Annotated in this window: 22 protein-coding genes, 1 tRNA gene and 1 pseudogene; 18 read left to right on the top strand and 6 right to left on the bottom strand. The window is 68.5% G+C overall.

Annotated features, from left to right (window positions below):
- Positions 1 to 6: 6 nt before the first annotated feature.
- On the bottom strand, positions 7 to 651 hold the full coding sequence (locus AB0L06_RS10845; RefSeq protein WP_500230747.1) for a LuxR C-terminal-related transcriptional regulator: 645 nt from the start codon (positions 649 to 651) through the stop codon (positions 7 to 9).
- Positions 639 to 1760: a sensor histidine kinase gene (locus tag AB0L06_RS10840; RefSeq protein ID WP_500230746.1), complete on the bottom strand. Its 1122-nt coding sequence runs from the start codon at positions 1758 to 1760 to the stop codon at positions 639 to 641. Before AB0L06_RS10840 ends, AB0L06_RS10845 begins: the two co-directional genes overlap by 13 nt.
- Positions 1761 to 1906: 146 nt before the next feature.
- On the opposite strand from AB0L06_RS10840, the gene AB0L06_RS10835 reads away from it, so the two are divergent.
- Both AB0L06_RS10835 and kilB read left to right on the top strand, forming a co-directional pair.
- Positions 1907 to 3115: a serine hydrolase domain-containing protein gene (locus tag AB0L06_RS10835; protein WP_500230745.1), complete on the top strand. Its 1209-nt coding sequence runs from the start codon at positions 1907 to 1909 to the stop codon at positions 3113 to 3115.
- Positions 3116 to 3233: 118 nt separating this feature from the next.
- The gene (gene kilB / locus AB0L06_RS10830; protein WP_500230744.1) at positions 3234 to 3728 is read left to right on the top strand and encodes a plasmid transfer protein KilB; all 495 of its coding nucleotides are present in this window, start codon (positions 3234 to 3236) and stop codon (positions 3726 to 3728) included.
- A 62-nt stretch (positions 3729 to 3790) separates the two neighbouring features.
- Here kilB and AB0L06_RS10825 read toward each other — a convergent pair whose 3' ends face one another.
- Positions 3791 to 4414 (bottom strand): 2'-5' RNA ligase family protein, encoded by a 624-nt coding sequence (locus AB0L06_RS10825; protein WP_500230743.1) that lies wholly within the window; start codon positions 4412 to 4414, stop codon positions 3791 to 3793.
- Between AB0L06_RS10825 and AB0L06_RS10820 the strand changes: the two are divergent.
- The 6 genes and pseudogenes from AB0L06_RS10820 to AB0L06_RS10795 all read left to right on the top strand — a co-directional run.
- Positions 4389 to 4661, top strand: a pseudogene (locus tag AB0L06_RS10820) (serine hydrolase); the annotation flags it as partial. The gene AB0L06_RS10825 and the pseudogene AB0L06_RS10820 sit on opposite strands and share 26 nt — an antisense overlap.
- A gap of 151 nt (positions 4662 to 4812) precedes the next feature.
- Positions 4813 to 5268: a DUF7878 domain-containing protein gene (locus AB0L06_RS10815; RefSeq protein WP_500230742.1), complete on the top strand. Its 456-nt coding sequence runs from the start codon at positions 4813 to 4815 to the stop codon at positions 5266 to 5268.
- Positions 5269 to 7583: 2315 nt separating this feature from the next.
- Positions 7584 to 7991: a hypothetical protein gene (locus AB0L06_RS10810; RefSeq protein ID WP_500230741.1), complete on the top strand. Its 408-nt coding sequence runs from the start codon at positions 7584 to 7586 to the stop codon at positions 7989 to 7991.
- Complete coding sequence (locus tag AB0L06_RS10805) at positions 7984 to 8805, top strand: endonuclease/exonuclease/phosphatase family protein (protein WP_500230740.1); 822 nt, start codon at positions 7984 to 7986, stop codon at positions 8803 to 8805. The genes AB0L06_RS10810 and AB0L06_RS10805 overlap by 8 nt, the downstream gene beginning before the upstream one ends.
- A gap of 122 nt (positions 8806 to 8927) precedes the next feature.
- Positions 8928 to 9161 carry a hypothetical protein gene (locus AB0L06_RS10800; RefSeq protein WP_500230739.1) on the top strand — a complete coding sequence of 78 codons (234 nt, stop codon included), beginning with the start codon at positions 8928 to 8930 and terminating at the stop codon, positions 9159 to 9161.
- A gap of 317 nt (positions 9162 to 9478) precedes the next feature.
- A complete protein-coding gene (locus AB0L06_RS10795) occupies positions 9479 to 10696 on the top strand; it encodes a helix-turn-helix domain-containing protein (protein ID WP_500230738.1) in 1218 nt (405 codons plus the stop codon).
- 231 nt (positions 10697 to 10927) lie between these two features.
- Here the strand turns inward: AB0L06_RS10795 and AB0L06_RS10790 are convergent, their stop codons facing one another.
- On the bottom strand, positions 10928 to 11308 hold the full coding sequence (locus tag AB0L06_RS10790; protein WP_500230737.1) for a GntR family transcriptional regulator: 381 nt from the start codon (positions 11306 to 11308) through the stop codon (positions 10928 to 10930).
- A 127-nt stretch (positions 11309 to 11435) separates the two neighbouring features.
- Here AB0L06_RS10790 and AB0L06_RS10785 point away from each other — a divergent pair, with 127 nt between their 5' ends.
- From AB0L06_RS10785 to AB0L06_RS10745, 9 genes are all read left to right on the top strand, one after another.
- Positions 11436 to 11777 carry an SCO3933 family regulatory protein gene (locus AB0L06_RS10785; RefSeq protein ID WP_500230736.1) on the top strand — a complete coding sequence of 114 codons (342 nt, stop codon included), beginning with the start codon at positions 11436 to 11438 and terminating at the stop codon, positions 11775 to 11777.
- Position 11778: 1 nt separating this feature from the next.
- Positions 11779 to 13119: an FtsK/SpoIIIE domain-containing protein gene (locus AB0L06_RS10780; RefSeq protein ID WP_500230735.1), complete on the top strand. Its 1341-nt coding sequence runs from the start codon at positions 11779 to 11781 to the stop codon at positions 13117 to 13119.
- 77 nt (positions 13120 to 13196) lie between these two features.
- Positions 13197 to 13418, top strand: coding sequence for a hypothetical protein (locus tag AB0L06_RS10775; protein ID WP_500230734.1), 222 nt, complete (start codon positions 13197 to 13199; stop codon positions 13416 to 13418).
- Entirely contained in the window at positions 13418 to 14167 is a 750-nt protein-coding gene (locus tag AB0L06_RS10770) for a DUF2637 domain-containing protein (RefSeq protein ID WP_500230733.1), read from the top strand. Before AB0L06_RS10775 ends, AB0L06_RS10770 begins: the two co-directional genes overlap by 1 nt.
- A 17-nt stretch (positions 14168 to 14184) precedes the next feature.
- Complete coding sequence (locus tag AB0L06_RS10765; RefSeq protein ID WP_500230732.1) at positions 14185 to 14574, top strand: hypothetical protein; 390 nt, start codon at positions 14185 to 14187, stop codon at positions 14572 to 14574.
- The gene (locus tag AB0L06_RS10760; RefSeq protein WP_500230731.1) at positions 14574 to 14864 is read left to right on the top strand and encodes a hypothetical protein; all 291 of its coding nucleotides are present in this window, start codon (positions 14574 to 14576) and stop codon (positions 14862 to 14864) included. The genes AB0L06_RS10765 and AB0L06_RS10760 overlap by 1 nt, the downstream gene beginning before the upstream one ends.
- Positions 14865 to 14968: 104 nt before the next feature.
- Positions 14969 to 16357 carry a replication initiator gene (locus AB0L06_RS10755; RefSeq protein WP_500230730.1) on the top strand — a complete coding sequence of 463 codons (1389 nt, stop codon included), beginning with the start codon at positions 14969 to 14971 and terminating at the stop codon, positions 16355 to 16357.
- A gap of 7 nt (positions 16358 to 16364) precedes the next feature.
- Entirely contained in the window at positions 16365 to 16562 is a 198-nt protein-coding gene (locus AB0L06_RS10750; protein WP_500230729.1) for a helix-turn-helix domain-containing protein, read from the top strand.
- Positions 16562 to 17845 carry a tyrosine-type recombinase/integrase gene (locus AB0L06_RS10745; RefSeq protein WP_500230728.1) on the top strand — a complete coding sequence of 428 codons (1284 nt, stop codon included), beginning with the start codon at positions 16562 to 16564 and terminating at the stop codon, positions 17843 to 17845. Before AB0L06_RS10750 ends, AB0L06_RS10745 begins: the two co-directional genes overlap by 1 nt.
- A gap of 101 nt (positions 17846 to 17946) precedes the next feature.
- Here the strand turns inward: AB0L06_RS10745 and AB0L06_RS10740 are convergent.
- Positions 17947 to 18020: transfer RNA gene (locus AB0L06_RS10740), tRNA-Pro, on the bottom strand.
- Positions 18021 to 18122: 102 nt separating this feature from the next.
- The gene (locus AB0L06_RS10735; protein ID WP_500230727.1) at positions 18123 to 19031 is read right to left on the bottom strand and encodes a metallophosphoesterase; all 909 of its coding nucleotides are present in this window, start codon (positions 19029 to 19031) and stop codon (positions 18123 to 18125) included.
- 101 nt (positions 19032 to 19132) lie between these two features.
- Here AB0L06_RS10735 and AB0L06_RS10730 point away from each other — a divergent pair, with 101 nt between their 5' ends.
- On the top strand, positions 19133 to 19591 hold the full coding sequence (locus tag AB0L06_RS10730; RefSeq protein ID WP_500230726.1) for a GatB/YqeY domain-containing protein: 459 nt from the start codon (positions 19133 to 19135) through the stop codon (positions 19589 to 19591).
- Positions 19592 to 19699: the final 108 nt, after the last annotated feature.

Here is a 19699-nt window from a genome sequence, read left to right as displayed (position 1 = left end):
CGACGGCTAGTCGCGGCTGAGGTAGGTGAGGACGGCGAGGACGCGGCGGTGGCCGCTGTCGTCCGGGGAGAGGCCGAGCTTGGCGAAGATGTTGCCGATGTGCTTGTGGACGGCGTTCTCGGTGATGACGAGCCGGGACGCGATCGTGGCGTTGTCCTTGCCCTCGGCCATCAGGCCCAGGACCTGGCGTTCGCGCGGCGTCAGGACGGCGATCGGGTCGTGGACGTCGCGGGTGAGGAGCTGCGCGATCACCTCGGGGTCCATGACGGTGCCGCCGGCGGCGACCCTCCGCACGGCGTCGACGAACTCGCTCACCCGGCTCACCCGGTCCTTGAGGAGGTAGCCGACGCCGCCGCGTCCATCGGAGATCAGCTCGCCGGCGTACTGCCGCTCGACGTACTGGGAGAGGACGAGCACGGGCAGGCCGGGGTTCTCGCGGCGGGCCCGGAGGGCGGCGTGGATGCCCTCGTCGCGGAAGTCCGGCGGCAGCCGGACGTCGACGATGGTGAGGTCCGGCCGGTGCTCGGCGACCGCCGCGAGGAAGCCGGGGGCGTCCTCGGCGATCGCGGCGACGTCGAACCCCCTGGACGTCAGCAGCAGCTCCAGCCCGCTGGAGAGCAGGACGTTGTCCTCGGCGATCACGACCCGCACGGCAGGCTCACCGTGATCGTGGTCGGGCCGCCGACCGGGCTGTGGACGCGGAACGTGCCGTCGAGCGCCAGGACCCGCCGCCGGATCCCGGCGATGCCGGTGCCCCGCGTCTCGTCCACGCCGCCGATCCCGTCGTCGGTGACCTCGACCGACAGCCGGTCGCCGTCGCGTGCGACGCGGACGGCGGTCCGGGTGGCCACGCTGTGCTTGGTGGCGTTGGTGATCGTCTCCGCGATGGCAAAGTAGGCCACGGCCTCGACCGCGGCGGGGACCGTTCCGAGCTCCCCGATGTCGAGGGTCGTGGTGATCGCCGACCGGGTGACCAGCGCGGTCAGCGCGCCGTCCAGGCCGCGGTCGGCGAGGATCGGCGGGTAGATCGTCCGGATCACCTCCCGAAGTTCCACCATGGCCTCCTCAGTCCCCTCGTGCGCCTCCCGCAGGAGCCTCTCCACCATCCGGGGGTCCTCGCCCAGCGACTCACGGACCACGCCCAACCGCATCGCGATGGCCACCAGCCGAGCCTGGGTGCCGTCGTGCAGGTCGCGTTCGATCCGGCGAAGCTCCGCGCCATGCGCGTTCATGGCCCCGGCCCGGGTCTCGGTCAGCGTCTCCACACGCTCCGCCAACCGCTCCGCGGCCGAAGGCATCAACAACGCAACGCAAATCCGGGCGTGCAGCCGCGCCAGCAGCGGAACCAGCCAGTACGTCAGGGCCGCCAAGACGACGAACTGCCCGACGCCCAAGGTCAACGCCGTCCCCCACCCGGACAGCGGAACACCGGCCCCGAAGCCGCCCGCGCGAGTGCCGTCCGGCAACGCCCACCAGAAGGGCACCGTGACGGCCGTGGCCACCGCGTTCCCGGCGCACAACACCGTGACGAGCCCGAACGACAAACTCGTCACGATCCAAGTGCACAACCACCCCAGCACACGCCAGGCGCCGACGCGGACGGGCCCGGACCCCGGAGAGGCCAGCAACCGGTCGGCACGGCCCCGATGCCAGGACGCCCAGGCGCGCGTCGTCGGCGGGACGACGAGGACGGGCAGCACGAGCAGGGCGACCGCGGCGGTGAGCAAACTCCCCAGCAGATAACCCAGACCACGCACCATGGCCGATGGTCGACCGCCCCCAAGATGGTTCATTCGCACAAGTTTGAGCCATGGCGTCCGATGTCGGCACTACAGCCAACTACCCCTTCTTCTCACAGGTGAGCTGTATCGTCCGCGTCCCGTCGCCAGACCTAGCGTCACCACCCATGACGACATCACCGACTCGGCGTGGCCGATCCCTCCTGGCCCTGGCAGCCATCGTGGCCGGAACCCTCTCCACCGGCTGCACGTCCGGCGCGAGCGCCGCCGGCGGGCACACCGACCAGAACCGGCTCGAGCGCGACGCCGCCGCGATCACCGCCCTCGGCGTGACGGGCGTCCAGGCCCGCCTGATCACCCCCGAGGGCCGGAACCTGACCGCCACCAGCGGCGTCGCCGACACAAGAACCCAAAGCCCGGTCTCCCCGGACGGCTACTTCCGGATCGCCAGCGTCACCAAGGCCTTCACGGCCACCGTGATCCATCAGCTGATCAGCGAGAACACGCTCCGCCTGGACGACACCGTCGAACGATGGCTCCCCGGCGCGGTCTCCAAGAACGGCAACAACGGCCGCAAGATCACGATCCGCCACCTGCTCCAGCACACCAGCGGCATCCACGACGACTACCCCGACTACACCTCGGCGGAGGACTTCCACCAACACCGGAACGACACCTACACGGCCGAGCAACTCGTCGCCAGGGCCATGAACCACCACCCGGACTTCCGGCCCCCCGGCAAGGACTGGATGTACTCCAACACCGGCTACGCCCTGCTCGGCATGATCATCCAGCGGGTCACCGGACACCCCTGGCACGAGGAGGTGCGGACCCGGATCGTCCGCCCGCTCGGTCTCCAGCACACCTTCTGGCCGGGCAAGTCACCCACCCTTCCCCAACCGCACGCGCACACCTACCAGCAGTTCAAGCCCGGTGAACCGATCGTGGACGTCACCGAGCAGGTCGCCCTGGCCAACAACGGAGAAGCCGGACTCGTCTCCACGACCGCCGACCTCAACCGGTTCTTCCGCGCCCTCCTCGGCGGCAGACTCCTGCCCCCGACGCAGCTGGCACAGATGAAGCAGACCGTCCAGATCAACAAGCGGTTCGAACCCCTCATGCCAGGCGCCCGCGACGGCCTGGGACTCTTCTCCCACCCCCTGACCTGCGGCGGCACCTACTGGGGCCACGAGGGCGGCGACCTCGGCTGGATCACCGCCACCGGCACCACCGCCACCGGCCGCACCGTCACCGTCTCCCTGACAGGCGTCCAAGCCAAGTCCCAGGACGACGTCGTCCGCATCTCACAGGCCGAGAACAAACTCGTCGACGACGCCCTCTGCGCGCCCCCGAAGCCCGACCACGCATCACCCTGACGCCCCGCCGCCGCCGACCACACGCGAAGCCGCAGCCGCACCGGTCGGCGAGGTCGGGCCGTCACCTCCCCAATGAAGGGACTGCAGGGGCCGCCTCAACCGTGTTCAACTATGCGATATGGGTGCAGCGGTAACGAGCCTGATCGCGGTGGTGGGAACTCTTCTCGGCTCCTTGGTCACGTACTCCTTCCAACGTCGGATCTCGGAACGAACAGAGAAATTCTCGTTGGAGCGGCAACTGCGAGAACAGCAAGTCTCGGTGCTGAGTGAATTCGCCCGTGCGGTGGCCGACTACCGAGGCGGCCAGACCGACCTCTGGCATCGCGCGAACGAGAACGCCGGCAGCGCCGCCCACGAGGAGGCACGCCTGCGTTCCCATCGGCTGCGCGCCGTGGTCAACCAGGAGTTGTATCGCTTGAAGATCCTGGTATCTGATCCAGCGCTGACCCAAGCCGCCGAGGCGGCGCTCGCATCCATTTGGAACCTGCCCGACCATGAAGATCGGCGGTCTTTCGAAGACGGTCGCTTGCAGTCCAGTCACGCCATCGATCAATACGTCCAGCTGGCCAACCGCTACGTCCAGGTCAGCTTCACCGGACGAGAGCCACAATAACCACGCACCAGCGCTCGAGACCGCAGAACCATTCGAACGGGTCGTAGCAAGACAGACCCGAGTCAGTCAGCGCTCCCGCAAGTGACGGCGGCCAGCGGCTGCCAGGCCCAGGACCGTTCGGGACCGATCTGGTTAACCAGCTCCAGCGTGTCGAGGGTGAGAGAACGGCGCGGTAGCCGTCGGCCAAGGGCGGTGATCAGCGGACCGGCAGGTCGTGAGGCCGTGCTGTAAGCCAGGGTGATGTGCGGAATCCAAGGCACCTGAGAGTCCAAGTCGTCTCGACCGGCGATGGCGCGGGACGCGGCCCGGACCGCATGGCGAAAAGGCCGCAGCGCCTCAAAGGGCTCGACGAGCAGAACGATGGCCTCGGGGTGGTAGGCCACGCTGCCGATCTCGACACGGGCGGGCGCGATGGCGGCGAGGCGCTTGCGCGTCTCACGGAGCACCTTCTCCGGGACCGTGTCGGAGGGTGGACCCACGACCATTGCGGTGATGTGAAGCCACTCCAGCGGGGTGAAGTGAAGATCGGCGGCGAAAGGCGCGAGACGCTCCTGGGCAAGCCGGGCCAGAGCGACGGCCTCGGGCTGATCGCCCACAAGGATGTGCCAGTAGAGGACTTCCTCACCCGGTAGTTGGTCACGGCGCTTCTGCCAACGGTCGATCATTCGGGTCGGCAAGGGGCTCACAGCTGCTCCTGCAGGACGTGAGGGAAAACGGCGGCGCTGCCCCATCGGCCATGCCGGCCTTCGTGCCACGCGGACGTCGGCCCCGGATGGTTATCTCCGGATCGCCAGCGTCACCAAGGCATTCACGGTCACCGCGATCATGCAGCTGGTCAACGAGAACAAGCTCAGCTTGAACGACACCGTTGAACGATGGCTCCCCGGCGTGTTGTCCAGGAACGGCAACAAGAGGCCGCAAGATCACAATCCGCCACCTGCTCCAGCACACCAGCGGCATCCACGACGACTACGGTCACGCGACGCCTGTGCCGCGACCGGTGGCCCCCGCCCGCCCATGGTCGACCGCGTGCCGCGGTATGGGGGCGACATCAGTGGAACGTATGCCGACCTAAGCTCGGAGTGTGATCTCCTTCGAGAATCTCCATGCGACGGATCTGTTGCGTCTGTGCCCGGAGGCGCAGACCTGGGGACGCGCCGAGGTGCTACGGCACACTGCGGAGATCATGTGCCATGTCGAGGCCGAGGTGAAGATCTTCGAGCGGGATGACACGATCTTCGCCGAGCAGGATGTTCCGGTCGTCCTGCTGGCGACGGAACTGGCGGCGTGGCGACGGGTTGCCGAGCGGTTGCGATCTGACTACCGGTCGAGTGATCTTCAGGGGCTTGAAGAGGGAGCCGTTCTCATCAGGAGCGACGGTGAAAGATGGTGCCTCGGCTCGGTCTTCGCGCCGGACGGTTGGACGCGTCCAATGTCGGGCGGCGACCTGGCTGCCCTGGTGGACTCTTTCGTGCAGCAGGTGATCAGTAGGAGTCGCGTTGAGCTAGGCCTCGACCTGGCACCACTCTTCGGCGGATAGGGCGGCGGGCCATTCGGTGATCAGGGCTCTGCCGTCGCCCCGGTCCTTCAACCCCAGGACCGTCGGAGAACCGCGGATTTGTGCCGACGGAGCGGGATCGACGACAGTCGGCCCGTTCGTTCCGGAGTCGAACGGGGGTCAAACGATCAAGGGGCCGGTCTCCTTGGAGACCGGCCCCTTGCTTCAACCTGTCGGGGTGGCGGGATTTGAACCCACGACCTCTTCGTCCCGAACTATCGGCAATCTTGGTTCAACGCCCTCGGTGCCAGGTCGGCGAGTGTGGGGACGTGCGTGCTGATGAGGGACTGTGAGCCTCTGTTGCTGTACTCCGGCGCTGTACGAAACCCGCCCTGACCAGGGGGGAGCGTCCGGCGAACTGAGTCGCTCATGTACAGCATCCGCGTTCCTCGGACCCTGCTCTTGCTGGCTGGTCTCGTCTTCGACGTCATCGTACGTGCCGCTACGTCCGCGAGCCGCACGGATGCGGAGACGTGAGGGCCGCGGCTTCCCTGTCCGCCCACATGGTTGGGGCCGGTCGATGGCCGTAGGCCACCCCGAAGGGGCGACCGAAGGGAGTCAGCCGGCGCCGTTGCGGCAATTCCAGATCAAGCGTCGCCAACGTAGAAGCCGCTGCCCGGAACCAGCCGTTCCCAGCCTGCGCGCTCGTCGTAGCCTGCGCACCGGTCCGGAGTGCTCATTCGCGCGGATGGCCCGTACCCCGTGACAGACAGATTCGCGCGAATGAGTGCTCCGGTGCGCGGGGGGCTGGGGGCTGCGAAGCCCCCGCTTCGGGCACGTTCAACCGGTCACGTCGGCTGGCTCGGTCACGTGCTCGTCGGCCTGGTCCTCGTCGCCGGATGCTGCTCACGTGCGGTGGCCATGGCGCGGACGGTGCGGGCATGGCCCCGGTGAGGTTCCTCCGCCTGGATGGCGGCCCGATCTGTGTCCAGGGGCGCCGTCAGCGGGCTTCGCGCCGGGACCGGCCCGGAGAGGCCGCACGCCCGGCGCGAAGAGCCGAGGGCGGCGGCCCCGGCGGCCCGCTTGCGGGCCGCCCTTGAAGACGTAAAGAAAGTTCTCATCCGGCCTGCGCCGAGCCCGCCGGAGTCGACATGTTGCCTGGTCAGCGGCCTGTGGTGTCAGTTTTCCTGCTTGATCGCATGATCGCCGGTCGTAGCTTCCGTGTGAGCGATCCGTAGCGGAGGGCGATATGGCCAATCCCAGGGCACGGCTGGAGAAGCTCGGTGCTGCTCTTGAAGCAGCGGGGCTGAGGACGCGTCTCGCGATGGAAGATCCGCCACTGCTGCACGTCAAGTACCTCGGACCTCCGGAGGCCCAGGAAACGATCGGGTGCGGCGAGAGGGACGGAGCGCTCTGGTTTCAGTGGGCGGCACAGGAGGTTCTGCTCGGTAGGGCCGACGACATCCCTGGTGCAGCTCAGCGAGTGAGCTACGTGCTGGGAGCGTGCGATGGGTGAGCGGCCGTTGAGTATGGCTGAGGCGGCGGCGTGGGCTCCGGCGGCGCGTGCGCTGGTGGTGGAGTTGGCCGCGCGTGGCCTTGCCGCGAGGGTGCTTGGGCATGGTGCGGTGTGGGCGCGGAACCCGGTTGGGGAGCCTGCCCCTGACGACCTCGTGGGCGCGGCGTTGTCGCCGGGGCTGAACCAGGAGGTGTGGTGCCGTCCGGACTGGCCGGATCGCCGGTTGTGGTGGTTCTGGGCCTGGTCAGGGCCGAACCGTGGCGACTCGCCGGAGTTGGAGCCCTTGTATCCGGCGACTGAGACGACGTTGACGGCGGACGCTATCGCGCGGGTGTTGGCGGTTCCGTTCGCTGACGGTGGGGCCTCGTGATGGGCGGCCAGTGGTCCCGTCCGTCCCCCGGCGAGGTCCCTCGCGATTCCTGCGGTCGAACGTTGGCCGGGGCGGTCGGTGGTGCCGGTGGTGGTCCTGGTGTGCGTGCTCCTGCGGCGGGGGTGAGTGCTGGGCAGATCGCGCGGGCGATTCAGGGGGAGTTCGGGTGGGTGGAGTCTGCGTGGTTCGGCGAGCACACGCGTACGTGGTGGGCGGTGGTGCGGGTGCGTGGCGGGTCGCGCCTGGTGGAAGCGATGAGTCCTCGGGAGTTGCGTGATGCGGTGGTTCAGGCGGACCGGTGGCCCTGGCCGAGTGCAGGCCCACGGGCCACAGGACCCCAGCCCACAGGAGCACAGCGGGCCGTCCGCCGTCCCCCCGCCTAGCGACCAGGCGGACGAGTTGCCGCCCGTTCAGCGGGACTCACCATCCGTCCCCGGGGAGCCAAGCGGAGCGCTGCCGCTGGCTGAGGCAGTGCTCGATGCGGCGTCGGAGCTTCGAGACGCGGTCGGCGCTCCGGTGCCAATGGAAACCGCAGGGCTCGTCCTCGACCTGATGTTCGGGGCCTTTGATCAGTTCCTCGGGGTCCTGTCGAGGATTCAGGACGCGATGCAGTCCGCCTATGACGCCACCGTGGCGACCGGCCCTGTCTGGGACGACGCGGACGCCGCGCGGGTGCGAGCCAAGGCGCAAGCGCTGAACGAGGCCATGTCGAACCTGGCCTCGTGTCGCGACACCCTCGGCGGCGCTCACATGCTCCTCAGCCACTCCACCTTCGCTCTGGCCGACTACACCGCACCGGGCGACATGACAGGGGAGACGGCAGAAGACCCGGCGGGAGATTCCGCCGGAACCGACAAGGAGGCAAAGACCGATGAGTGACATGCCGATGATGGGCACGCTGCGGGTCACGACGTGGAACCTGAACAACGGCGGGATCGACGGCGGCACCGACGACTCCCGGCTGCGGGGGATCCTGGAGCAGATCGCGGCGGTCGGCCCGCATGACGTGGTGTTCCTCCAGGAATGCAAGTGGAGACATGACGGGTCCCTGCGTCTCCACCAGGTCGCCGAGTATCTGGACATGTCCGGCGGCCGGTACTTGGTGGCCGCTCCCCTCTATGGGTGCGACCTCGCGATCCTGGTGCGGGAGACCAGCACGCTGCGTGTCGTGCGGGAGCGTCACGAGACGGGCGCGGGCCCGTGGTTCCACGCCCTGGCCCGGGTCGAGATCAAGATCGGGAACAGGACCGCGACACCGCGCCGCGTGGACCTGTGCGGGATCCACCTCGCGCCGTCCAACCCCAGTACCCGCACGTTGGAAGCCGAGATGTTCAACCTGCTCGGCAAGGTCAACGCGATCGCGGCCGGTGACTTCAACGCCCGCGCCCTGGCCGAACGCGACCTGCCCGAGGACCTGGACCTGTCCAACGGCAAGATCCTCCGCAAGCTCGACACCACCCCCGCCCAGATCATCGCCGCTGCGGGGTTCGTCGACCTGGGCGAACAGGCGGGCGACCTCACCCCCACCGTGGGGCACGGCGCCAAGACCAACGTGCCGCACCGGGCCGACCGCATTCTCACCAACATCGAAGGCGTCCAGGTCATGGAACACGCGGTGCTGTCCGCCGAGGTCGGCGGCCGTCGCCTGTCCGACCACGACGGCGTCACCACCCTGATCCGGGTCCCGCTGTGAGGTGGCCACGCATCCGACGGACCTGGTTTCAACGGGACGGCTCAGGCCCAGATATGGGCTGGATGCTCGAACCCGACAACTGGGAAGACGTAGAAGCCAGCGCACGGCGGGCACGCAAGGCAATGGCCGGATCCCCGGTCACGGCGGGCTGGGTCCTCGACGTCCAGCCTCACCAGGTGGAGGGATACATGGGCGTCTCGCTGTGGGTGACCCTGCTCGGCCTCGGGGGCCGGGTGAACGGACGCCGGATCTGGATCGAGGCATCCGCCATCCAAGACCTCCTGAACGTGGCCGACCGGATCCGCTCCCAGGAGTTCCGCGAGGCCATGGGCGACCTCGGCGACACCTACACCTGAGCCGGAGTCACCTGGCCTGACAGCCGAAGCCTGCTGCGGAATGTTCTTGACGATGAAGCGCGCTGCCCACGCGGCGCGCTTCATCGTTGCTTACGGTCGTCGTGCGGCTACGTGAGTCAGAAACCCGGCCTCCTGCGCCAACTTGTCCTTGGCGCGGCTCGCTCCGGCTGTGCTTCAGTGGTGCGTGTGACAGTTGGCAGATTTTCTGCGACGGGGTCTCTCCAGGTCAGAAGCACTGCGGGACTGCTGCTGTCACTTTTTCTGACAGTGAGGGTGGCAGCGGACCCTAACTTGCCAGTGTGGCGAAGGGAGTGCTCGTGTCGGAGCAGATGACCACTGGGCAACGGGTCGCTCGTGCGCGTCGTCGGAAGGGTTGGGATCAGGCGACGCTCGCGGACACCATGGAGCGCTCGGTCAGCTGGGTGACCAAGATCGAGAACGGGCGGTTGCCGCTCGATCGCGCCAGCGTCCTGGCGAAGCTCGCCGAGGCGCTCGATGTCGAGATTCCCGAGCTGACCGGACAGCCCTACCGGCATGAGACGGCAGAACTCGACTCCGGGCACGCGACGATCCCTGAGCTTCGGCTCGCGCTCCAGCAGGCCACCATGCCGGGTGGTGCCGCCCTGATCCGGGGCCGGGAGCCGAGCACCCTGGAGGAGCTTTCCGGTCAGGTGGCACTGGCAGAGAAGCTGCGGCAGGATGCGCGGTTCTCGGCGCTCGGCGACATCCTCCCTCAGATCATCACGGACCTGACGCTCCACACAGCCGACCGCACGGCACCGAACCGGGATCGGGCAGAGGCGCTGATGCTCCGGGCCTGCCACATGGCGCGCGTGACGTCCAACCTGCTCGGTCATCACGACCTTGGGTGGACGGCGGTTCAGCGGGAGCTGGTAGCCGCCGATCGAGTCGGCGCTCCCGAACTCGTGGCTGCGTCCGCGTGGGATCTGTGTGGGGTCTGGCTCCATGAGGCATCTCTGGACGGGGCCAAGTCCGCTGCCCTGGCCGCCCTGGACGACATCGACGAACACATGGGCTCAAGCGAGCCGACCCTTCAGGCGTTGTGGGGCGCTCTGCACCTGCGGGCCGCTGTGTCGTATTCGCGGCTGCTCAACCGTTCGGAGGCGGAGGCCCACCTCGGGGAGGCGGAGCGGGTCGCTGCCTCACTCCCTCCGAACGGGAACGTCTACCAGACGCAGTTCAACCGGGTGAACACGCGGATTCACGCCGTTGAGATCAGCCTCGAACTCGGCCGTCCGCGCGATGTCGTCTCCCGATCGGAGTTGGTAGAGGTCGCGGACATCGCCTCTGGGGAGCGTCAGGCGCACTACTGGACCTGCCGGGCGGCTGGGATGGCCATGAATCGCAAGGAAGACAAGGCGGTGGACGCGCTGCTGACGGCCGATCGGATCGCACCTCAGCACGTGCGCAACCGTCCCCTCGTCCGGAACCTGGTGCGGGACCTGCGGAGTAGCGGCAAGCACTCGAAGGGGAGGGAGATCAGGGCCTTGGCTGCCAAGATGGCGCTCGACTGATCCCGAGTCCGAAGCCTGTGACCCGCTTCACATCCCGTGCTGTCACCTTGCCGGGACGTTGGAGACCTACTCAGGAGTGGAAGCGCACCCATCGGTACACATCGGGAACGGTGATGGTCACGAACACTGGTCTTACCGAGATTGAGCGTCAGCGGTTGCAGAGGGAACTCGCGGAGATCGCTGCCGAGATCGCTGAGATTCAGCGGATGACGCAGAAGATCCAGGCTCGGGTCACAGGTCCTTCGTCCGCTCGTCAAGCTCGTCCAGCCTGATCCGCTGCTGCCGGAGACTCTCCCTGATCTCCTTGAGCTGGGCCCACAGGAGTGTGAACTCCTGGCTCGGCTCATGGGGGGAGTCTCCGGCTTCTTCATGCTCGGGCTTCGAGAGGACGACGCTCGGGCTTCCCTGCCTGCTCTGGATGAGGTGCTCCTCGCGGAGCACGGTCAGGGCCCGCTCCACGGTGGCCTTCGCCACGCCGTACCGGTCAACGAGTTGAGCGATCGACGGTAGGGGCTCGCCAACCGGCAAGCGGTCTGAGGCGATGTCGTTCCGCAGGTCATCGGCGATGCGTACGTACACCTTGCGCCGGTCCACGGACCCGTTACTTCCCATGTCAGCAGACTACCCGGCTGACGCAGGTACCTGCGTTCCCAGGAAACTTCCGGCCAAGTGCTTGACGTTCCTACTTTCCTAGGTAACCTATGAAAGTAGGAAGTCGGTTCAAGCCTGGAGGTTGGACATGCGCAACATCCCCGTCGACACCACGAACCTCGCGTTCGTCTGCGTCTCCCCGCCGCGCCCGAAGCTGGTCAACCAGGAAACGGGAGAGGTCAAGGTCGACAAGAACGGCGACGCCGTCTACCAGGTCGGCCTGTCCGCCGCGAACATGGAGGGCCGCGTGGACCTGGTCACCGTCGCCGTGACGGGAGACCCCGGCGTCACCCTCGGACAGGTCGTCACGCCGGTTGGCCTCGTCGGCTTCTACTGGGAGCAGACGATCAACGGGTCGAGCCGTTCGGGAGTGTCGTTCCGCGCGGAGCGGATCGTTCCTGTCGGTGTCGAGACTGCGGCGGCTGCCTGACATGAGCGAGACGACGCTCTACCTGGTGCTTGGGGTCCTGGCCGCTGCGGCGGCCGGGCTCTGGGCCTGGCGTCACTGGCACCCGCTGTCCTTCTGGTACTGCGTGGGGTTCCCGCTGCGGGCGGTCTGGGTCTACCTGACCTGGAGGGCCGTAGCCTCCGGCTGCAAGGTGACCCGTACGAAGCGGACCTGGCGATTCACACTGGACTCGCTCCCGGTCATCGGCACGGCAAGCCGTACGGCCGGGATGGTGGTCGAACGTCGGCGGTTCCGCCTGGTGGACGTCCAGCAGGCTCCCCGGCTTGGCCTCGTCCTGCCGACGCCGTCCGGTTGGCGGCTGCGGGTCAAGCTGCACGAGGGCCAGATCCCCAGCGACTACAGCGCGGTAGCGGAACGCCTGGCGCACTCCTGGAAGGTGCATGGAGTCCGGGTGTTGCCGCACAAGCCGGGGAAGATCACGCTCCTGGCGACTCGGCGCGACCCGCTGACGAAGGTCACCGCCAACAGTGCTCCTCCGACGCTCCTCGTCGTGCGGCCTGGCGTCCTGGAGAACGGGGAGCCCTGGGTCATCGACTTCCGGACCGTGCCGCACTGGATGCTGGTCGGCGCGACGCAATCCGGGAAGTCGAACCTCGCCAACGCCCTGATCAGGGACCTGGCTCCTCAGCCTGTTGGCATCGTCGGCCTCGACCTCAAGGGCGGCGTGGAGTTCACCCCGTACAAGCCGCGGCTCTCCGCCCTCGCCACGACACGGAAGGAGTCCGTCGAGCTGCTGGAAGACCTGGTGGACGAGTTGGGACGCCGGATGGACATCTGCACTGCCAACGGCGCGCGCAACATCTGGAAGCTGCTGCCCGACCTGCGGCCGATCCCCATCGTCGTCCTGGTGGACGAACTCGCGGAGCTCTTCCTGATGGCGGACAAGTCCGAGAAGGAGGAGGTCGCTCGGACGGCAACCGCGCTTCTCCGGATCGCGCAACTCGGACGTGCCTTCGGCGTCTTCCTCGTCCTCTGTGGCCAACGCATCGGCTCGGACCTCGGTCCCGGCGTCACCGCCCTGCGCGCTCAGCTCTCCGGCCGCGTCTGCCACCGCGTCAACGACCCCGAAACCGCCAACATGGCCCTCGGCGACCTGGACCCGGCGGCCCTGGAAGTGGCGCGCGCCATCGCTCCCGAAACCCCCGGTATCGCGGTCGTCGTCGGTCAGGACGGCACATGGCATCGGGCACGGTCCGTCTACGTCGCTGAGGAAGAGGCCGAACAGGCCGCCCGCGACTGCGCGCCGCTCGCTCCCACTTGGGACGAACTCCTCGGTCGCCCGGCGACCCTCAACGCCGCGTAACCCGCCTCACCCCTACGGCCTGGCGTGGGCCCTCATCACGCCACGTCCCTACCCGACCCATGCCTGAGGAGGCTCCTATGGCTGCTCGCCTCTTGTCCGTCGTGCCGTCCCAGCTCGCCAGCTCGGTGGCGATCGAGTGGGACGCAGACCCCGGCCTGCACCTCGCCCGCTGCGATTCCTGTGCCGCGCACCTGCGCTCCTCCTGGCTCGGCGCGGTGGAGGTGTGGGCCGAGGAGCACCGTTGCGACCCCGAACTTGCGACGCTCCTCGCGGAGACCAACCTCCGGAGGGCCGCCTGATGCGGCGTCTCGCCGGGGCGTTGGCCGACTCAGGGCCGGTGCTGATCCTCGCTGGGATCGCTGCGGCGGGATCGTTCACCCACATCCGCGATACCGCTCGCCAGCACGGTCAAGGCGGCTGGATGGCTTGGGCCGTGGCGGTCTGCATTGACCTGACCTGCGTCATGGCGGCCCGTGAGAGGGAGCGAGACAAGCGCACTGCCCGACCAACAGGGCGGCTGTCCTGGCCGACGGTCGTCCTGACTGGGGGCATCCTGCTCTCCCTCGCCGCGAACCTCGCTCAGGCTGACCGGAGCATCTGGGGGTGGCTCACGGCGGCCACCCCTGCCGGAGCCTTCCTCGTCGCTGTCTCCATGCTGGAACGCCGGGCTGCTGGTGCGAGCCGCGAGGCTGCTGGGGGCTCTCCGGTGTCGCTGGTGCCGCCCTCGTTCGGCAACGCGGAAGCCGAACCACCCTCGCCAATCCCGGCCCGCGAGGTCTCGCGTGCCACGGACATCCCGGCCGCTCACGACCAGGACGACCGCGAGAACGCGCCGGTGGAGACCCCCGTCCCAGCTCGGGCTACCCCTCGGCCGGCGGCGCCCACCAAGCCCGCTCCGGCAACGCCGCTGCTCGCCTTCGCTCGCCGCGTTGCCGACGAACACCACACCCAGCACGGACAGACGATCACCGCTGACGCCCTGCGCGCTCGTCTGGGTGTCTCCGACCAACTCGCCCGCGACCTGCTCGGCCACCTGGCCGCCGCCTGACCCAAGGAGATCACGCCATGACCGACCTCATTCGGCCCTACCAGCTCTTCGACCGCCTCGGCCTCATCATGGGCCTGCGCGCCCTGGCCACCTTCCTGGAGAACAACCCGGCTGTTCCGGTGCCCGGCGGCACCGTCGATCTGACGCACTTCACCCCGAGGGCCGTCAGCGACCCGTGTCAGCGGGCCCAGATCGACGCCATCGCCGCCCTCCTGGACGTCACGGCGGGGGAGTTGATCGAAGGCGGGCACTACGTCGCGGCCAAGCACTTCGGACCGGTCGCATACCGCGCGGTGTTCATCCCCACTTCCCACCGTCACGCTCACAGGGCGCTGATGTCGTACGCCGAGAACTTCGACCAGGCCACCGTCGAGGAGCGGAACGCCGAGCCCGGACGGGTCGCCTGATGGCCGCCGAGAAGGTCGCGGAGGGTTGGCGGCTGCGGTGCCGCTCCTGCTCCACCACCGCCCCCATCACCTGGACGGCCCTGCTCAGCAAGCGAACCGGCCCGAACTGTTCGGCCTGCGGAGCGGACGGAGTGACCGCCCAAGACGCCGTCACGGGTCAGGCGATCGCGTTCCCGCGCCCGCTGGTCCCGCCCGTCGAGTGGTGGCAGTGCTGCAACTGCGGCGGGACGGGCCTGGACGCCTACGGCGACGCCTGCTCTCACTGCGAGGGCCTCGGCCACTGCACCTGACTTCAGCCGCCCCCGGCGTGGTCGCACGAGCCGCCAAGCACATACATGCCACGTCGGGGGCCATCTCCTCAACCGCCTGTTGATCGGATTGGAGACACCCCATAGTGCCTCACCCCGTCGTCACACCTGATGACGCCCGGCTGATAGCGCAGATCCTCGACCGCCCGGACTTCGACCGCTGGGCCTCCCGTGCCCGATCCACGGGCGGGTGCTCGCAGCCGATCTTTCTGCACGGAACCGTGGACCACGTTCACACGGCGACGGGGGAGAGCCTCCACCACTACAGCACGGGCAGTGAGCCGGACGGCGCGCTCCCGGTCGCCTGCAAGACCCGGCGTGCGACGCGTTGCCCGGCCTGCGCCGAGATTTACCGCGCAGACACCTACCAGCTCATCCGCGCGGGCCTGGCCGGTGGCAAGGGCGTCCCGGAGACGGTGACCAAGCACCCGGCCGCATTCGTCACCCTCACCGCACCCTCGTTCGGCCTCGTACACGCTCGCCGGGAACGGTCCGGCGGACGCGTCGAACGCTGCCACGCCCGCCGCGACGCCGAGACATGCCCGCACGGCGTTCGGATGTCGTGCACCGCCAAGCACGCGGCAGACGATCCCCGCCTCGGCGCTCCGCTGTGCCCGGAGTGCTACGACTACTCGGGCTCGGTGCTCTTCAACGCTCTGGCGCCTGAGCTGTGGCGACGCTTCACGCTCGCGCTCCGTCGCTACCTGGCCAAAGCGGCGGGCCTGACACTCAAGGAATTCCGAGAGTCGGCGGTGATCTCGTTCGCCAAGGTCGCGGAGTACCAACGGCGCGGTGTTGTCCACTTCCACGCGGTGATCCGCTTCGACGGTCCTGCCGGACCACAGTCGTCTCCGCCGTCCTGGGCGACTCTCAACCTCTTGGAGGCGGCCGTCCGGCACGCCACGTCGGCCGTGTCCGTCGCCACCCCGGACAGTGCTGAGGTTCCTTCTCGCTCGCTGGCCTGGGGCTCCCAGGTCGACATTCGGGCTATCACCACCTCTGGTGCGCTGACGGAGGCGGCCGTTGCGGGCTACATCGCCAAGTACGCCACCAAGGCCGCCGAGTGCGTTGGCGCCCTCGACCGACGCCTTCACCCTGCCGAGGACCTGGCCGCGCTGCCGGTCACGCCTCACGCCCGCCGGTTGATCGCCGAGTGTCTCCGCCTCGGCGACCTGGACGAGTTCGCGGACCTGCGGCTCGTCCAGTGGGCTCACATGCTCGGCTTCCGGGGCCACTTCTCGACCAAGTCCCGCCGGTACTCGACCACTCTCGGCGCGCTCCGTCAGGCGCGCATCGACTTCGTCCGCCAGCAGCGTCCCGGCTGGCAGCCGCCCGATGAGCAGGCCGCCGAGATCGTCGTCCTGGCCGAATGGCGGTTCGCCCATCAGGGGCTCACACGTGGTGAGGCGCTCGTTACCGCTGCCCTCACCGGAAGACCCGTCCTCATCCCGTCCGCCTCATCACCTGCCGCTTAGGAGCCGCATGGACAGCCCCAACCTCATGGGCAGCCTCGTCCTCACCGTCGATGAGGCCGCCGAACGGCTCCGAGTGAGCCGCTGGACGCTCTACAACCTCATCCGCTCCAACCAGCTCCGGACGGTCAAGATTGGCCGCCGTCGCCTGGTCCCCGTGGAAGCCCTCGCCGATTACGTCGGACACCTCATGGAGGAGGCCGCCTAATGCCCAAGACCACGACCGCCACACCGGAGGAGCCGGACGGCCCGAAGAAGCGCAAGAGCCGGGGACGTGGACGCGCCAACGGGGAAGGATCGATCTTCCCGTACCGGAACGGCACCTACGCCGCTTACGTGTGGGTCACGACTCCGGCCGGTGACCGTAAGCGCCGGTGGGTCTACGGGAAGACCCGTGCCGAGACTCACGAGAAGTGGCTGAAGCTCCATGCCGAAGCGAGCAAGGGCGTTGTGGCCACCAAGGTCCCGGCCTTGGTCGAGTACCTGTCGTACTGGCTGGAAGAGGTCGTGGTCCCGCCGGACTTCGCGCCGCTGACCTGCTCGACGTACGAGACCCTCGTCCGGCTCTACATCGTCCCCGGCCTGGGCAAGAAGCGGCTCGACAAGCTCACGGTGCGGGACGTCCGGGCCTGGCTCAACGAGACCCGGAAGACGTGCCAATGCTGCGCTCAAGGCAAGGACGCCCGTCGCGACGAGAAGAAGCGGCGCTGCTGTGCGGTCGGCAAGTGCTGCGAGCGCGTCGCATCCGAGCGGACGATCCGGGACGCCTGGACGGTCCTCCGTAGCGCGCTGTCGAACGCCATCCGCGAAGAGCTGATCTCGAAGAACGTCGCGGCCCTGGTCCGCGTCTCCAAGCCGCGTTCGCGCAAGAACAAGCCCTGGACGGTCGAGGAGGCGCGGCAGTTCCTCGAATCCGCGCGGGACTCGGGGGATCCGCTCTACCTCGCTTACGTCCTGGTGCTCATCCTCGGACTCCGGAAGGGGGAGGTCCTGGGCATCCCGAAGGAGTCGATCGACCGTGAGGCGGCAGAACTCGACGTGTCGTGGCAGCTCCAGCGTGTTCGCCGCGAGCTTCTCCACCGCGAGACCAAGACGGAGGCATCGGACGCCAAGCTCCCACTTCCCGCCCTCTGTACGGCGGCGCTGAGCGCGCATGAGGCACGGCAGGAGCAGCGGAAGAAGGCGGCGGGCGACGACTGGACGGAGACCAAGTTCCTGATCACCACGCGCTACGGGACCCCGGTTGACCCCCGGAACTTCAACCGGGAGTTCACTGAGCGGTGCCGAAGGGCGGGAGTCCGCCTGATCAAGGTCCACGACACCCGGGCGACCTGCGCCACACTGCTCGCGGCCCTGGACGTGCACCCCCGCGTGGCCATGCGCATCCTGCGCCATGCCCAGATCGACGTGACGATGGAGGTCTACACACAGGCCACCGACGAGAAGACGGTGGAGGCGCTGAAGCGTCTTGGGGACGCGTTCAGGCTGTAGTCGTCAGGGCGCGTTGCTGTACTTCGCTGCTGTACGAGGGTCAAACGATCAAGAGGCCGGTTCTCCGTGTGGAGAACCGGCCTCTGACCTGCATCAACCTGTCGGGGTGGCGGGATTTGAACCCACGACCTCTTCGTCCCGAACGAAGCGCGCTGCCAAGCTGCGCTACACCCCGGTTGGTGGCTGCCCGGGAGTCGTACGTTCCTCCCGGCGCCTGAACCAACTCTAGCGGATGTCGGGGAGTGCTGTGGACGGGTTATTGGGGTGAAGTGGGTCCCTATGCCGGGTCGGGACGGGGGACGAGGGTCAGCAGGGTGGCCTCCGGAGGGCAGCAGAAGCGCACCGGGGCGGTCGGAGAGGTGCCGAGGCCGGCCGAGACGTTGAGCCAGGCGCCGGAGTAGGGGTGCAGGCCCTTCACGCGGGGGCGGTCGATGCCGCAGTTGGTGGCCAGGGCGCCGTAGAAGGGGACGCAGACCTGGCCGCCGTGGGTGTGGCCCGCGAGCATGAGGTCGTAGCCGTCGGCGACGAAGCGGTCCAGGTTGCGGGGCTCCGGGGAGTGCAGGACGCCGAGGTGGACGTCGGCCTGGGGGTCCACCGGGCCCGCGATCATGTCGTAGCGGTCGCGGTTGATGTGCGAGTCGTCGATGCCGCCGAACTCGACGTCCAGGTCGCCGACCTTGAGGCGGCCGATGCGGTTGTTCAGGTCGAGCCAGCCCGCGGCGCGGAGCGAGGACGCCAGCTCGCGGTACGGGAGGTCGGGCTCGCCGCGGCGCTTGGCGTAGTCGGACTTGCTGGTGCGCCAGACGTAGCGGAGCGGGTTCTTGAACGTCGGCGAGTACAGGTCGTTCGAGCCGAAGACGAACGCGCCCGGACGGTCGAGAAGGGGCCCCAGGGCGTCCAGGAAGGGGCCGACAGCGTCGCGGTGGCCGAGGGAGTCGCCGGTGTTGACGACGAGGTCGGGCTCCAGGGCGTCCAGGGAGCGGACCCAGTCGATCAGGCGGCGGCGGCCGGGGGTGAGGTGCGCGTCCGACACGTGCAGGACGCGTACGGACGGGCGGCCCGGCGGCAGGACAGGGACGTCGACCCGGCGTAGCCGGAACCAGTTCCGCTCCACCAGTGAGGCGTAGCCGAACGTGGCGGCGCCCGCGCCCGTCAGGGCCAGGGGCACGCTGTAGAGCTTTCGCACGGTTCTCCCTCCGGCGGATGGTCCCTGCCAATGGTTCCAGAGTCCTGGGCCACGCGGTAATCATGGTGAGGCCACAGGGGCCGAGCGGGCATCATGTGACCATGAGTGCCCTGAAAGAGAAGCTGGAGGCCGACCTCTCGGTCGCCATGAAGGCCCACGACAAGGTGCGCACCCGCACCCTGCGGATGGCGCTGACGGCGGTCAAGAACGAGGAGGTCGCCGGGAAGCAGGCTCGCGAGCTGTCCGACGACGACGTGGTCAAGGTGCTGACCCGCGAGGCCAAGAAGCGGCGCGAGGCCGCGCAGGCGTTCGCGGACGCGGGCCGGACCGAGCAGGCGCAGGCCGAGCGCGACGAGAACGAGGTGCTGGACGGCTACCTGCCCGCGCAGCTCAGCGACGTCGAGCTGACCGCGCTGGTCGCCGACGCGATCGCCGAGACCGGCGCCGAGGGCCCGCGCGCCATGGGCCAGGTCATGAAGGTCGTGAATCCCAAGGTCGCCGGGCGCGCCGAGGGGGGCCGCGTCGCCGCCGAGGTGAAGCGCCAGCTGACCCCGTCCTGACCCCGGACGCCCCCGCCGCACACCGGGTGCGGCGCTGGGAACGGCGCGGTGTCGAGAAACGTGGAGGCCCCGGCAGCGGAGCGCTGCCGGGGCCTCGTCGTGTCCGTG

It is taken from the genome of Spirillospora sp. NPDC052269, assembly GCF_040679435.1.
Classification (GTDB): domain Bacteria; phylum Actinomycetota; class Actinomycetes; order Streptosporangiales; family Streptosporangiaceae; genus Spirillospora.
The sequence above is the reverse complement of the archived record's forward strand: the minus strand, read 5'-3'. Positions and strand labels throughout refer to the sequence as shown.